Origin of the sequence: Collimonas arenae (genome assembly GCF_001584165.1) — a bacterium.
In the GTDB taxonomy this organism is placed as follows: domain Bacteria; phylum Pseudomonadota; class Gammaproteobacteria; order Burkholderiales; family Burkholderiaceae_D; genus Collimonas; species Collimonas arenae.
Genome location: NZ_CP013233.1, coordinates 2,542,151 through 2,556,409, shown reverse-complemented (window position 1 = coordinate 2,556,409; position 14,259 = coordinate 2,542,151). Strand labels below are relative to the sequence as shown.

Sequence of the window (14,259 nt, the reverse complement as noted above, 5' to 3'; positions counted from 1 at the left end):
ATGCGCTCCGCTGTGCTCTGGTTGGTCGATGCCAATGCCGTATCGGACGCCGATGCGGCAGCTTTGAGTGCTTGTTTAAGCGATGCGGAAATGTCGCGCTACCAGCGGTTTGTGCGGAGGGTCCGACAGCGGGAATTCCTGCTGGGCCGAGTTCTATTGCGGTTCGCCGCTTCACGCGCGGTAGGTATCGCTTTTGACGCGATCGACATCGTCGAGCGTCCGGGCCTGGCGCCATTGTTGCAGTTTCCAATGGCATTCCCTTTGTCCGTCGAGCGCGAATTCGCGTTTAGTCTTTCGCACAGCCGCGGCTGGGTCGCTTGCGCCACCAGCCTCGATACGCCGCTGGGGCTGGATATTGAGGCGTTGGACGCAAGCCGGGATATCGATGCTGTCGGCCTGGCCGCTTTTTCCGCGGGTGAAAGCAGCTGGTTATCCAATCTTCCAGAGGCGGACAAGGTTGCGGCATTCTATGGTTTATGGAGCGACAAGGAAGCGCTGTACAAGCTGATGTCGCACACCGGTGAACGGCCCGAGCTGCCGGAACTGGTGATGGGAAGTGTGCGGCAAACCTCTGGTCCAGGATGGCAAGCGCAGGCTTGCGCGTTACCGGATTTTGCTGTCTCACTGTGTAGTCGGCACCCGCTGGCATCGATCGAGCAGATTCACCTGCAGGCAACCACACCGTCTGCCTGGTCCAGGCAGTTGGGCGATGCCTAGTTGCAGATGTGACCGATAGCCGTATTTACAAATTTGTGAGTCGTTTTGCGTTCGCCGTTGCCCGGGCATGAATCGGCTGCAGCCCGGTTTCGGCAATATCTGCCAGTGAGGCGTTGAACTGTGACACCGCTTCGGCGGAGTTGAGCAAGGTGTCGTGCGCCAACTTGCTTTGGCGGCGTCCTGATTGATGCAGGCTGCTGCTGCCCGCAACCGATATCAGATTTGCCGTACCGCTCAGCATGTGCTGAATGGCCATTACGGCAACTTCCTGATGCAGGCCGAGCATGCGGATCGCCATTGCATGCACGGATTCCGCCGCTGCCTCGATTTTTTCGCGGCTCATCAGATCGAATTCATGTTGGTCACGCTGGCTTGGCGCCGGACCGGCCATTGCCATGCGGGCAGTGCGGTGGCCGATTACCTGGGCCGATGCAGTCATCATTTCTCCGGCCTTGAACATCAGGTCGGTCCAGGCATTCAGTGGATGGGCAGCGCGATTGCCGGTGGTGTTGCGAACTCGATGAGTTTTCATGGTGACTCCTTGATAATCTGACGACAGGTGACATGCATAATTGATGATGACGGTCGTGCAGCAGGGGTGTCATGCCTGTTCGAACTTGCTAACCGAGCTTGCTGATGCTCGCGGGTGTGAGTGAACAATTGTTTGCTTGGCAAATGCATGAATGGCAATTTATCCATACCAGCCAATTCTCCGATTGATAGCGCTAACAATACCCGCTTTTGTTCTAAGTTTGGAGGCTTTTTGCGGCGCTGCAACATAATTTTACAATTCGATGCAACGCGTGGTGGAAAGGCAACTGATTCGTCGGATAATGTGCCTTGCATTTGACGAACCGCATATTTCTGCCTTTCTTGTCTACTGTTATGCCATTGCCAGACTTGCTTCGTTAAAATTCCGGAATCTGCGTAAATCGGTAACATTGCTTCAGGTAAAATCCAAATATGAAAATTTTGATCAGCAACGACGACGGTTATTTGGCGCCCGGCATCATCGCCTTGGCGAATGCCCTTACCCCAATTGCAGAAATCGTTGTTGTGGCGCCTGACAGCAATCGCTCGGGCTCATCCAATTCCTTGACTCTGGACCGGCCTTTGGCTGTGCAACGCGCAGAGAACGGCTTTTATTTTGTGAACGGCACGCCGTCCGACTGCGTGCATATCGCATTGACCGGCTTGCTCAATTTCCGCCCCGATCTGATCGTCTCGGGAATTAACCAGGGACAGAACATGGGGGACGATACGCTCTATTCGGGCACCGTGGCGGCGGCGACGGAGGGATTTCTGTTCGGGATTCCAGCCATCGCGTTCTCTCAACTGGATAAGGGGTGGGAGGAATTGGATAGCGCTGCCCAGGTCGCGCGCGACATTGTCGAGCGGCGCTTCAATCATTTGCCGCAACCCTACCTGCTGAACGTGAATATTCCGAATTTGCCATATGCTCGCTTGAAGCCGGCCTTGGCAACACGCCTGGGCAAGCGGCATGAGTCGGAACCTGTCATCCGGGACAAGGATCCGCACGGCCGCGACATCTATTGGATCGGGCCGCCAGGCGCTGCGCGTGACGCCGGCGACGGCACTGACTTCCATGCGACTGCAAACGGACATGTCTCGATCACCCCTCTGCAAGTGGATTTGACACATGCAGCGCAAATGGCTGCGCTAAGGAAAGACCTGTCATGACCGACAAGGCCAAGCGTTTTCCATTGTCGTTGTCATCGGTAGTCGATAAAAAACGCCACTTGAGCGAGCCAACCGGACGGTGGCGACGCCGCAGACTGCGACCAAGAACGTCGTCTGGGAAAATTCCCGCAATACACCGCGTGGCGTTGCTACGCCGTCAGCACCCCCGCCGAAAGCGACGCCAGCAATCAGCAAGCCGATGGCGCGTCCAAGCGAGACCGCCAGCCACGTTGATCGCTCCAGTTCGATGGTCTCCGATGGCGTGCGCAAAGCCATGGTGGCGCGCGTCGCCAAACAAGGCGTGACCGATGCCAAAGTGCTGGCAGCGATGGAGAGCGTGCCGCGCCATATGTTCATGGAACCTGGCTTGTCGAGCCAAGCGTACATCGATGCGTCTTTACCCATCGGTCATCATCAGACCATTTCGCAGCCATACATCGTGGCGCGCATGATTGAAATCATGCGCGCCAACTCCCAGGGCGGTGTGTTGAACCGGGTGCTGGAAATCGGGACCGGCTGCGGCTACCAGGCGGCTGTGCTGTCCCAGGTTGCAAAAGAGGTTTATTCCATCGAACGCATCAAGCCGCTGCATGAACTTGCAAGAAGCAACTTGCGGCCGCTGCGCATCGCCAACATCCGTTTGCACTACGGAGATGGTATGCTTGGGCTGCCGCAAGCAGCACCTTTCGACGGTATCATCCTGGCTGCAGCCGGCCTTGAAGTGCCGCAGGCGTTATTGGATCAAATGACGATCGGCGGCCGCTTGGTAGCGCCGGTCGGTTCCCGTCATCAAGTACTGCAGCTCATCCAGCGGACAAGTAAATTTGATTGGACCAGCACTACACTGGAAGACTGTCATTTTGTGCCGTTGCGCGCTGGGACGGTCTGAACGATGTTGTAGTGGGCAAGATCAATTGACGAATAATCAGCGACAACGTCGCACATACTAAATGTAATGAGAATGAAGAAAACTCGCTTTATAGTTCTGGGAGTGTTGGTCGGTACGCTTGCCGCATGTACCACTCCGCGTACCCCCGCTCCGGTCGTAGACCGTCGACCGGGCTCCGCCACCGCGACTCCTGGCACCGCATCGGAGACGCCGAAGGCGCCTGAAGGACGTGGTTATTACACCGTGAAGAAAGGCGATACCCTCTACCGGATCGCGCTGGAGTTTGGACAAAGCTATCGCGACATTGTGGCCTGGAACAAGCTGGAAAATGCCAACGATATCAAGGTTGACCAAGTGCTGCGGGTGGCGCCGCCTGATACCGGTTCGGCGCCTGCCGGTGGTGCGCAGGTTGGCAATGTGGCGACCGGTTCGGGTGTAGAGGTAAGGTCATTGAATTCTGCGCCATCGGCGATGCCTACCAACGGCGGCAACAAGAGTGGGCCGCGCGGCGACAAGCGTCCTTATTCGGACAGCGCGCTAGCCGAATTGCAGAAGCCGGACGCTGCGCCGTCGGTAGAAGTGCCTAAGGCGGTCGACAAGACGCCGGCTACTCCGGCGGTGGTCCCGCCAGCCGCTACAGCTGCTGCCGGTGCAGCGGCATCGAGTTCTGCTGGTGACGATGAGGGACGGGTTGACTGGATGTGGCCTGCCGAAGGCAAGCCGACCGGTGGTTTCGATGCCAGCAAGAAGGGCATCGATATTCCCGGCAAGGCTGGCCAGGCGGTGGTCGCGGCAGCCGGCGGCAAAGTGATGTACGCAGGTAGTGGCATTCGTGGATATGGTAATTTGGTTATCATCAAACATACCAGTAGCTTGTTGTCCGCTTACGCGCATAATAAGACCATATTGGTAAAAGAGGGCCAGACGGTCAGCAAGGGCCAGAAAATTGCCGAAATGGGGAATTCGGATAGCGATGCGGTCAAATTGCACTTCGAAATTCGTCAGCAAGGCAAACCTGTCGATCCATCAAAATTCTTACCTAGTCGATAAATGACAAAACGGCCGATAGCTCATCAGGACGAACAGCATGACGTCTCCTCGGAAAATCTTTCCGATGATATGCGTGACGAGGACGATGTTGATGCTGTTGGCGCAGAACCCGATGCCGACGATGACGAGGTTGTCGTCGACGGGGTGGTCGTTGTCGTCGATGGCGTCGAAGAGCTTAAAAAGGTATTGGCTGCGGAGCTGTCGACTGACACCACGCAGCACTACCTGAACCAGATCGGCACCCGGCCGTTGTTGTCCGTGACCGAGGAAGTGCATTTCGCAACGCTTGCCAAGCAAGGCAATTTCGAAGCGCGGCAGAAAATGATCGAGCACAACCTGCGGCTGGTTGTGTCGATCGCCAAGCACTATATCAACCGTGGCGTGGCTTTGCTCGATCTGATCGAGGAGGGCAATCTGGGCCTGATGCGGGCAATCGACAAGTTCGAGCCAGAGCGTGGCTTCCGTTTTTCGACGTATGCGACATGGTGGATCCGCCAGAGCATCGAACGCGCCATCATGAACCAGGCGCGCACCGTGCGGTTGCCGGTACATATGGTGCGTGAATTGAACCAGATCCTGCGCGCGAAATATCATCTGGAGGCGCAGCATCATGACGGCAAGGATGCCAGCGCTGAAGACATTGCCCATCTGGTCGATCGTGCGGTTGAGGATGTACAGGATGTGCTTGCGCTATCGGAACATGCGGCATCGCTGGATGCCCGCTTGACCAGGATCCGCTGGCTAGCCTGATGGATCTACTGCCAAGTGCAACCGAAGAAAACCCGGATTCCCGTGCCGAGCAGCAGGAAATGTCGATCCTGGTACGGGTCTGGCTGGAAAAGCTGACCGACAAGCAGCGCAATGTGATCATGCGTCGTTTCGGTCTGGATAACGATGATCCGTCGACGCTGGAAGAGCTGGCCGCCGAGATCGGCGTCACGCGTGAGCGGGTGCGGCAAATCCAGCAGGAAGCGTTGCTCAAGCTCAAGCGCTTGCTGGGTGCAAAAGGCGTCGGCAAGGACTCTTTCCTTTAGGGGGCGTTTTTAGGGGCCGTTAACCGCAGGTCCAAATCGCTCCACGCCGGAATAATTTGCCGCCTACGTCATTCCGGCACTTCTGAAACCTGATCCGCCGCTGTTTCGGGCGCGCATGGCGCTATAATCTCAGGCTATTTTCTTTCAATCCCAATTCCGCGCCGCGCATGTCGGGCGGTTATCACTGCGTTTAGTTCCTATGCAACAAGATACTATCGATATCAAATCCCTCGACATGGATGCGCGCGGGATCGGCCATCTACAAAATGAAGATGGCACTCAGGGCAAGGTCATTTTTGTCGAGGGTGCCTTGCCTGGCGAGCGGGTCAGTTTCCAGTCTTATCGGAAGAAACCGAAGTGGGAAGCGGCGACCATGACCGCTTTGCATACTGAATCGGTATTGCGGGTCAAGCCGCATTGCGCGGTGTTCGGCATCTGCGGCGGCTGCGCCATGCAGCACCTTGAGTCGACGGCGCAGGTCGCGGTGAAGCAGCGTGTGCTGGAAGACAATTTATGGCATATCGGCAAGGTCAAAGCTGAAACCATGCTGCGTCCGATTTATGGGCCGACCTGGGGCTATCGTTATCGTGCACGCATTTCCGTGCGTAACGTACCGAAAAAAGGCGGGGTGCTGGTCGGTTTTCATGAGCGCAAATCCTCGTTCATCACCGACATGAAAAACTGCGAGATCCTGCCGCCGAACGTATCGGCGATGCTGGTGCCATTGCGGCATTTGATCGGTTCGCTGAGTTTGATCGAACATATTCCGCAGATCGAGTTGGCGGTCGGCGAGGGGCCGCAGGGCAAGATTACCGCGCTTGTATTGCGCATCATGGCGCCGCCGACGGCTGATGATGAGATCAAACTGAAGGCTTTCGCCGATCAATATCAAGTGAACTGGTGGTTTCAGACTGGCGGTCCGGACACGGCGTATCCGTTTTATCCCGAGCAAGCAGAGTTGTATTACACCTTGCCTGAGTTTGGCGTACGGATGCCGTTCAAGCCGACTGATTTCACGCAGGTTAATCACCAGATCAATCGGGTATTGGTGGCGCGCGCGCTGCGTCTGCTGGACGTGCAGCCGGGCGATCGGGTCGCCGACCTGTTTTGCGGCTTGGGCAATTTCACGTTGCCGCTGGCGACGCAGGCTCGCGAGGTAGTGGGAATCGAAGGCAGTCAGGCGCTGATTGACCGTGCCGGCGAAAATGCCGGAGTGAACGGCTTGGCAGGCAAAACCACTTTTTATTGCCGCAACCTGTTCGAAGCGACATCCGAACACCTGGTTGAACTGGGCAAGTTTGATCGCATGCTGATCGATCCGCCGCGCGATGGTGCTGCGGCGGTATGCGATGCGATCGTCGGCTTGGCGGCTCTGGATCGCCCTTTGATGCCGGCCAGGATCGTTTATGTGTCTTGCAATCCGTCGACCCTGGCGCGCGATGCCGGCGCCTTGATTGCCGGCGGTTATCGCTTGAGCCAGGCTGGCGTTGTCAACATGTTCCCGCATACAGCGCACGTTGAGTCGATCGCGGTATTCGATTTGGCCTGATTGTTGACGTAAACTGCAAAAAAGCCGACCTTCTGGTCGGCTTTTTCATGATTGCTGATTGCTGATAGCGGTTTAGTTTCGGTTGCCGCCGAAAATGCCCAGCAGCGACAGCAGGTTGACGAAAATGTTGTAGACATCGAGATACAGACTTAGTGTTGCTGAAATGTAATTCGTCTCGCCGCCATTGATGATGCGCTGCACGTCAAAGATGATGTAGGCTGAGAAAATCGCGATGGCAATGACAGATACTGCTAGGTAAAGCGCCGGGATCTGCAGGAAAACGTTAGCCAGCGACGCCAGCAGCAGTACCACAACGCCGGCAAACAGCCATTTGCCCATACTAGAGAAGTCGCGCTTGCTGACGGTTGCGATACTTGCCATAACGACAAAAACGCTCGCAGTACCACCAAACGCCATCATGATCAGCGTGGCGCCGTTGGAGTAGCCAACTAGCGTATGGCCGATCAGGCGCGACAGCATCAATCCCATGAAAAAGGTAAAGCCGAGCAGGAGCAGAACGCCCCAGCCACTATTTTTGGTCTTTTCGATTGCATAGAAAAAACCAAATGCCACGGCCATGAAGCCGATGAAGCCGATCAAAGGGCTGTTGCGGAAGAAGCTGAAGTCCATCTGAACGCCAAGCCATGCGCCCGCAATGGTCGGCAGCATGGACAATGCCAGCAGCCAATAGGTATTGCGCAGCACCCGGTGCTGCGCGCTCAGTGCGGTGCTACCTGGGCGTAGGTTGGTTGCAAGTTCTGATTCATTGAGGACTCCTTTGAAAATTGCAAAAGTATTAAACTATTGCGATCATAGCATTACTAACGTCATCTGACGGCATGCCTACATCAGACAGCAAAGCGGTAAAGTGGTTCTGTGCAATCTAACTCTTGCGTTTTCCCCAGTTTTGATAATTCTGTATAGGTGTTTCGTGTTAAAATCAAAGGTTGATTGAATTATTAACCAGTCATTTAAATAAGCATTTTAACCCTTTCATTTCATTGGAGTTTTTCAGATGGCAATTGAACGCACCCTGTCGATTATCAAACCAGACGCAGTTGCAAAAAACGTAATCGGTCAAATCTATACCCGTTTTGAAAACGCTGGCCTGAAAATCGTTGCTGCACGCATGACGCACCTGTCCCGTGAAGAAGCTGAAGGTTTCTACGCAGTTCACCGCGAGCGTCCTTTCTTCAAGGATCTGGTTGATTTCATGATCTCCGGCCCAGTCATCATTCAAGCACTGGAAGGCGAAAACGCAGTATTGAAGCACCGCGACCTGATGGGTGCCACCGATCCTAAGAAGGCAGAAAAAGGCACTATCCGCGCCGATTTCGCTGATTCGATCGACGCTAACGCAGTGCACGGTTCGGATGCTGTAGAAACAGCGAAAGTTGAAATCGCTTACTTCTTCCCAGCACTGAAGGCTTAATTGCTGCTGTAATTGATTGTTTTGTTTTAAGTTGAAACTTGTTTGTCGCTTGTTCTGCAAGCTTATGTAGTTGCTTCAAACGTTTTGCTTAATTAATTGGAGGCGGGGAACTTGTGGCGCTTATGTCGCCCTTGGGCTCTGCCTTGCAATTATTTTAAATTGGAAATGCCATGACTGCTCTCATCAACCTGCTGGACCTGGATCCTGCACAACTTACCGCTTATTGCGGGGAGTTGGGTGAGAAGCCGTTCAGAGCAAAACAATTGCTGCGCTGGATTCATCAATTCGGTGCACACGATTTTGACGCGATGACCGATTTGGCCAAGTCATTGCGCGACAAGCTGGCGACCCGTGCGTTTATCGCTGCGCCAGCCGTGATTAGCGATCACACCTCGTCCGACGGTACCCGTAAATGGCTGCTGGATGTCGGGCAGGGCAATGCTGTGGAAACCGTGTTCATTCCAGAAGAGAACCGCGGCACGCTATGCATTTCGACGCAAGCCGGCTGTGCGGTGAACTGCCGCTTCTGTTCCACTGGCAAGCAAGGATTCAGCCGTAACCTGAGCGTCGGCGAAATCATCGGCCAACTGTGGATGGCGGAATTCGAACTGCGCAAGTCGAAAGGCATCGAGCCTGGTCACAAGGGCGAACGCCAGATCACCAACGTGGTGATGATGGGTATGGGCGAGCCGTTGTTGAATTACGAACCGACGGTTACTGCGCTCAAGCTGATGCTCGACGATAATGCGTATGGCCTGTCGCGCCGCCGCGTGACCTTGTCGACCAGCGGTGTGGTGCCGATGATAGACAAGTTGTCGCAGGATTGTGCCGTTGCGATGGCAGTTTCGCTGCACGCTTCGAATGACACCTTGCGCGACGGCTTGGTGCCGCTGAACAAGAAATACCCGCTACGTGAACTGATGGCTGCCTGCAAGCGCTATCTGGAATTCGCGCCGCGTGACTTTATTACTTTTGAATATTGCATGCTGGATGACGTCAACGATACCGATGCGCATGCGCGCGAGTTGATCGCCCTGGTGCAGGGGCACGCAGGCGGACCTGCGGTGCCGTGCAAGTTCAACCTGATTCCATTTAATCCGTTCCCTGAATCCGGTCTGAAGCGCTCCAAGAATCCGCGCATTAAGGCATTTGCGCAGATATTGATGGACGCTGGCATCGTCACCACCGTGCGCAAGACGCGCGGCGACGATATCGATGCCGCGTGCGGCCAGCTTGCTGGCGAGGTACAGGATCGGACGCGAGTGCAGGAGCGCATGCAGAAAATGACCGAATATCAGCAGAAATTCGGGAAGAATTTTGGCCGCATCATCGAGGTGTCTCAGTGATAGAAAAAATCAGTCTAAAGCTTGGATGTTGGAATCGTCGTATCGCGCTGGCGGCAGGCTCTTTGTCATTGTTGGGTAGTTTGAGTGGTTGTGCGAATCAGCCGGTTGGCGCTGACAACGAAACCGGTTCGCGGCGCGAGCTGGCCACCAGTTCGGATCAGACTGAAGCGCAGCGGCGCGCCGGCATTCGTTTGCAATTGGCTGTCGGTTATTTCGGGCAGGGGCAATTGGAAGTGGCGCTTGATGAGATCAAGCAGGCCGTGGCGGCGGATCCGGAGCTAGCCGACGCCTATAGCGTGCGTGGCCTGATCTATATGGACATGGGTGAGAATCGCCTGGCCGATGACAATTTCCAGCGCGCGCTGCGACTATCCCCGAACAATCCGGACTTTGCCAATAACTACGGATGGTTTCTTTGTCAGAACGGTAGAGCCAAGGAATCGATAGTTCATTTCGAAACGGCATTGAAGAGCCGCGCTTACCAGTCGCCGGCAAAGGCGCTGACCAATGCCGGCGTCTGTAGCCTTAAATTCAATGACACGGTGGCGGCTGAGCGTTATCTGTCGCAGGCTTTCCAGTTTGATGCGAGCAATCCTCTGACCAATGCCAATCTGGCGAAATTGGCGTATGACCGCAACGATTATGAGCGCGCGCGGTTCTATATTGGCCTTGTATTGAAAACGGATGTGCAAAACGCGGAAGCGCTTTGGACGGCCATTAAAGTGGAGCGGAAATTGGGTGATACCGCTGCAGAAGCAAGTTTGGTAACCCAGTTGCGCCGTCGCTTTGCCGGCTCCCCGGAGTTTGCCGCCTATCAACGTGGAGCGTTTAATGAGTGAGTCGGAACAGGTGAAGTCGGTGATCGTCGATGAGGCAAATGCGGAAGCCGTTCCTCACGAAGCGATCAGTAATAGTCCGGCGTCACTCGGTGCGCAGCTGGCAAGCAAACGCGAACAGCTTGGTTGGTCGGTCGCAGAGGTGGCAAGCCATCTGAAGCTGGCGCCGCGCCAGATCGATGCGATCGAGGCCGACAATTACGCAGCATTGCCTACCATGGTAATGACGCGCGGTTTTATCCGTTCCTATGCAAAATTGCTGGGGTTGGACGCTACAGTTCTGTTGGCGCAGATTTCGCCAGCGGCTGCGCCTAAGGACATGCCGAGTGTCCGCCACAATCAGCTTTCGACACCTTTTTCAGAATCCCGTTTCAGTTTGATGGGACGTACCAAGTTTGCTTATAAATGGCTGGTAATAGGCGCCGTGCTGCTCTTGCTGCTGGCTGTCGCCATACGGCTGGATCTGTTGCCGATGGTCGAAAATGCGTTGCATGCATCTGCCGAAAGAGCTACTGCGGCAGCGGCATCGAGTGCTGCGGCCAGCGGTCAGGCCAGTGCTGAATTGCCGCTGACTCCTGCATCCGCAGAGGCGCCTGCTGCCCAGACAGCCTCAAGTGCGACATCGACGCCGGCTGCTGATGCAGCGGTTGTGTCTGAGTCGGCTGTCAATGCCGCTGCAGCGACTACGGCGCCGGCTGCAGTTGCCGGCGACAATGGCAATCAGTTGAGTCTGAATTTCAGGCAGGATTCGTGGGTTGAAATCAAGCGTGCCGATAACACGGTGCTGATTTCGCGCCTGGTAAAGGCGGGGGATTCGCAGTCGTTTGACGTGACACAGCCGGTCTCGGTGACTATCGGTAACCTGGCTGGCGTTGATGCTACGCTGCGTGGCGAACCGGTTGATTTGAAGGGCAGTTCGAAGACCAACGTGGCCCGGTTGACACTGAAGTAAGCGTGAACAAGTTGAAGGAGAGCGGCGCATGTCGCACATGAATCTACCGATCGGCTCCGGCCCAAGCGTGCGGCGCGTCAGTCGCAGTGCGGCGGTTAGCTATGGTGAACGCAAGATACTGGTTGGCGGCGGTGCACCTGTTGTAGTGCAGTCGATGACCAATACCGATACTGCCGATGCGATCGGCACCGCGATCCAGATCAAGGACCTGGCGCGCGCCGGTTCAGAGCTGGTGCGCATCACCGTGAATAATCCGGAAGCGGCCGCTGCGGTGCCGGCAATTCGCGAGCAACTCGACAAGATGGGCATTGATGTGCCGCTGGTCGGCGATTTCCATTACAACGGCCATACGCTGTTGAATGATTATCCGGAGTGCGCCCAGGCGCTGTCGAAATACCGCATCAATCCGGGAAATGTCGGCAAGGGCGCCAAGCGCGACACGCAGTTTGCGCAAATGATCGAAATCGCCTGCAAGTATGACAAACCGGTGCGTATCGGCGTTAACTGGGGCAGCCTGGACCAGGCGTTGTTGGCGCGGATCATGGACGAGAATGCCTTGCGCAGCCAACCGTGGCCGGCACAGGCAGTGATGTATGAAGCATTGGTGACTTCTGCCATCGAGAATGCGCAACGTGCCGAGGAGTTGGGGTTGGGCGCCGATCGCATCATCCTGTCCTGCAAGGTTTCCGGTGTTCAGGACCTGATTGCGGTGTATCGCGAACTGGCGCGTCGTTGCGATTATCCGTTGCACCTAGGCCTGACCGAAGCGGGCATGGGCAGCAAGGGCATTGTTGCTTCGACGGCGGCATTGTCGGTGCTGTTGCAGGAGGGAATTGGCGATACGATCCGAATTTCGTTGACGCCTGAACCGGGCGGCGATCGGACCAAGGAAGTCGTCGTCGGGCAAGAGATTTTGCAAACCATGGGTTTGCGCAAGTTCGCGCCGATGGTGATTGCCTGCCCCGGCTGTGGGCGCACCACGTCGACTGTTTTCCAAGACCTGGCGGATAAGATACAGACGTATTTGCGCGACCAGATGCCGGTCTGGAAGAAGGAATATCCAGGCGTTGAAAGCATGAATGTGGCGGTGATGGGGTGCATCGTGAATGGCCCCGGCGAATCCAAACATGCCAATATCGGCATCAGTTTGCCCGGCACCGGCGAATCGCCGGCGGCGCCAGTGTTCATTGATGGCGAGAAGAAGCTGACCTTGCGCGGCGATCGGATTGCCGAAGAATTCCAGGCGGTGGTGCTGGAGTATGTGAAGAGCCATTATGGTCATGCAGTAGCTTGAGCGGATGCGGCCGACCTGGTGTCGGTTGGGTTTCCATCGAAATTAATCACTACCTGTGTATTGAATTGAAGAAGAATGTCTGAAAATAAGAAGGCCGATAAAATCATCGGCGTAAAAGGTATGAACGATGTCCTGCCCGCCGATGCGGCGCTGTGGGAATTGTTCGAGAACACCGTCGAGTCGGTGCTGAAAAGCTACGGCTTTCAAAAGATACGCACGCCAATCGTCGAGCCGACTGCGTTGTTTGCACGCGGCCTGGGTGCTGTCACCGACATCGTCGAAAAGGAAATGTATTCGTTCACTGATTCGATGAACGGCGACAACCTGACCCTGCGTCCGGAAAGTACCGCAGGCGTCGTACGCGCCGCGATCGAACACAACCTGACCTATGATGGCCCCAAGCGGCTCTGGTACAGCGGCCCCATGTTCCGCCACGAGCGTCCGCAGCGCGGGCGCTACCGCCAGTTTCACCAGGTCGGCGCGGAAGCCCTTGGATTTACCGGTCCGGACATCGACGCAGAACTGATCATGATGTGCCAGCGCTTGTGGGATGATCTTGGACTGCAGGACGTGCAACTGCAATTGAACTCGATCGGCGACGCCGAAGAGCGCAATCGCCATCGCGCCGACCTGATCGCGTATTTTGAAAAGCACCAGAATTTGCTCGACACCGACGCGCAACGACGCCTGCACAGCAATCCGCTGCGCATCCTCGACACCAAGAATCCAACCATGCAGGAAATGGTCAACGGCGCGCCGCAACTGCTCGACTACCTGGGTGAGGAATCGCGCGCGCACTTCGAAGGCGTGCAAAAGATACTGAACCATAACAACATCCCGTTCACGATCAACCCGCGCCTGGTGCGCGGCATGGACTATTACAATCGCACCGTGTTCGAGTGGGTCACCGACCAGCTCGGTTCGCAAGGGACGGTATGCGGCGGCGGACGTTACGATCCGCTGGTCGAAATGTTCGGCGGCAAGCCAACGCCGGCCTGCGGTTTTGCGATGGGCGTCGAGCGCTTGTTGGAACTGATGCGCGCTAACGGCGAACAGGCCGTGCGCAACGAATGCGACGTTTATCTGGTGCATCAGGGCGAGGCGGCGCAGCTGCAATCGTTCGTGCTGGCGGAACGTTTGCGCAATGCCGGGCTGGATGTTGTGCTACATTGCGCCTCGGCCAATGCCGGCGGCAGTTTCAAATCGCAGATGAAGCGCGCAGATGCCAGTGGTGCGGCATATGCCATCATCATCGGCGAGGATGAAGTCGCTAACCAGACTGCGACCGTCAAGACCTTGCGGGCCGATGGCGATGGTGGCAACAATGCCGAAAAAGCTAGTGCCGGCAACCAAAGTGTCGTACCGTTCGACGCGGTCAGCGATTATCTGGTCGATCAGATCGTTGGCAACGACGACCATGACCACGGCGATCATCAACATATTCACTATCATCACTAAA

The 14,259-nt window shown here is 55.9% G+C and carries 14 protein-coding genes and 1 pseudogene; 12 read left to right on the top strand and 3 right to left on the bottom strand.

Annotated elements, in window-relative coordinates:
• A complete protein-coding gene (locus CAter10_RS11805; protein ID WP_061533557.1) occupies nucleotides 1-717 on the top strand; it encodes a 4'-phosphopantetheinyl transferase family protein in 717 nt (238 codons plus the stop codon).
• A 25-nt stretch (nucleotides 718-742) separates the two neighbouring features.
• Here the strand turns inward: CAter10_RS11805 and CAter10_RS11800 are convergent, their stop codons facing one another.
• Complete coding sequence (locus CAter10_RS11800; RefSeq protein WP_061533556.1) at nucleotides 743-1,249, bottom strand: polyhydroxyalkanoate granule-associated phasin; 507 nt, start codon at nucleotides 1,247-1,249, stop codon at nucleotides 743-745.
• Nucleotides 1,246-1,659: a hypothetical protein gene (locus tag CAter10_RS22445; RefSeq protein WP_128083053.1), complete on the bottom strand. Its 414-nt coding sequence runs from the start codon at nucleotides 1,657-1,659 to the stop codon at nucleotides 1,246-1,248. The genes CAter10_RS11800 and CAter10_RS22445 overlap by 4 nt, the downstream gene beginning before the upstream one ends.
• Before the next feature lie 21 nt (nucleotides 1,660-1,680).
• Between CAter10_RS22445 and surE the strand changes: the two genes are divergently transcribed.
• The 5 genes and pseudogenes from surE (at nucleotide 1,681) to rlmD (ending at nucleotide 6,940) form a co-directional block, all read left to right on the top strand.
• Nucleotides 1,681-2,418, top strand: a complete 738-nt coding sequence (surE, locus tag CAter10_RS11795; protein ID WP_061533555.1) for a 5'/3'-nucleotidase SurE — start codon at nucleotides 1,681-1,683, stop codon at nucleotides 2,416-2,418.
• A gap of 79 nt (nucleotides 2,419-2,497) precedes the next feature.
• Nucleotides 2,498-3,307: a protein-L-isoaspartate(D-aspartate) O-methyltransferase gene (locus CAter10_RS11790; protein WP_082797881.1), complete on the top strand. Its 810-nt coding sequence runs from the start codon at nucleotides 2,498-2,500 to the stop codon at nucleotides 3,305-3,307.
• Nucleotides 3,308-3,379: 72 nt separating this feature from the next.
• Nucleotides 3,380-4,357, top strand: a complete 978-nt coding sequence (locus CAter10_RS11785; RefSeq protein ID WP_061533554.1) for a peptidoglycan DD-metalloendopeptidase family protein — start codon at nucleotides 3,380-3,382, stop codon at nucleotides 4,355-4,357.
• A pseudogene (gene rpoS, locus CAter10_RS11780) lies at nucleotides 4,358-5,391 on the top strand (RNA polymerase sigma factor RpoS).
• A gap of 199 nt (nucleotides 5,392-5,590) precedes the next feature.
• Nucleotides 5,591-6,940 (top strand): 23S rRNA (uracil(1939)-C(5))-methyltransferase RlmD, encoded by a 1,350-nt coding sequence (gene rlmD, locus CAter10_RS11775; RefSeq protein ID WP_061533553.1) that lies wholly within the window; start codon nucleotides 5,591-5,593, stop codon nucleotides 6,938-6,940.
• 72 nt (nucleotides 6,941-7,012) lie between these two features.
• Here rlmD and CAter10_RS11770 read toward each other — a convergent pair whose 3' ends face one another.
• Nucleotides 7,013-7,609 (bottom strand): Bax inhibitor-1 family protein, encoded by a 597-nt coding sequence (locus tag CAter10_RS11770; protein WP_236905548.1) that lies wholly within the window; start codon nucleotides 7,607-7,609, stop codon nucleotides 7,013-7,015.
• 346 nt (nucleotides 7,610-7,955) lie between these two features.
• Between CAter10_RS11770 and ndk the strand changes: the two genes are divergently transcribed.
• From ndk to hisS, 6 genes are all read left to right on the top strand, one after another.
• Nucleotides 7,956-8,372 (top strand): nucleoside-diphosphate kinase, encoded by a 417-nt coding sequence (ndk, locus tag CAter10_RS11765; RefSeq protein ID WP_061533551.1) that lies wholly within the window; start codon nucleotides 7,956-7,958, stop codon nucleotides 8,370-8,372.
• A gap of 170 nt (nucleotides 8,373-8,542) precedes the next feature.
• Nucleotides 8,543-9,718, top strand: coding sequence for a dual-specificity RNA methyltransferase RlmN (gene rlmN / locus CAter10_RS11760; RefSeq protein WP_061533550.1), 1,176 nt, complete (start codon nucleotides 8,543-8,545; stop codon nucleotides 9,716-9,718).
• Nucleotides 9,715-10,557, top strand: a complete 843-nt coding sequence (gene pilW / locus CAter10_RS11755; RefSeq protein WP_082797880.1) for a type IV pilus biogenesis/stability protein PilW — start codon at nucleotides 9,715-9,717, stop codon at nucleotides 10,555-10,557. Before rlmN ends, pilW begins: the two co-directional genes overlap by 4 nt.
• Nucleotides 10,550-11,506, top strand: coding sequence for a helix-turn-helix domain-containing protein (locus tag CAter10_RS11750; protein ID WP_061533549.1), 957 nt, complete (start codon nucleotides 10,550-10,552; stop codon nucleotides 11,504-11,506). Before pilW ends, CAter10_RS11750 begins: the two co-directional genes overlap by 8 nt.
• Before the next feature lie 28 nt (nucleotides 11,507-11,534).
• A complete protein-coding gene (ispG, locus tag CAter10_RS11745) occupies nucleotides 11,535-12,800 on the top strand; it encodes a flavodoxin-dependent (E)-4-hydroxy-3-methylbut-2-enyl-diphosphate synthase (protein ID WP_061533548.1) in 1,266 nt (421 codons plus the stop codon).
• Nucleotides 12,801-12,875: 75 nt separating this feature from the next.
• Complete coding sequence (gene hisS / locus CAter10_RS11740; protein ID WP_061533547.1) at nucleotides 12,876-14,258, top strand: histidine--tRNA ligase; 1,383 nt, start codon at nucleotides 12,876-12,878, stop codon at nucleotides 14,256-14,258.
• Nucleotide 14,259 lies beyond the last annotated feature (1 nt).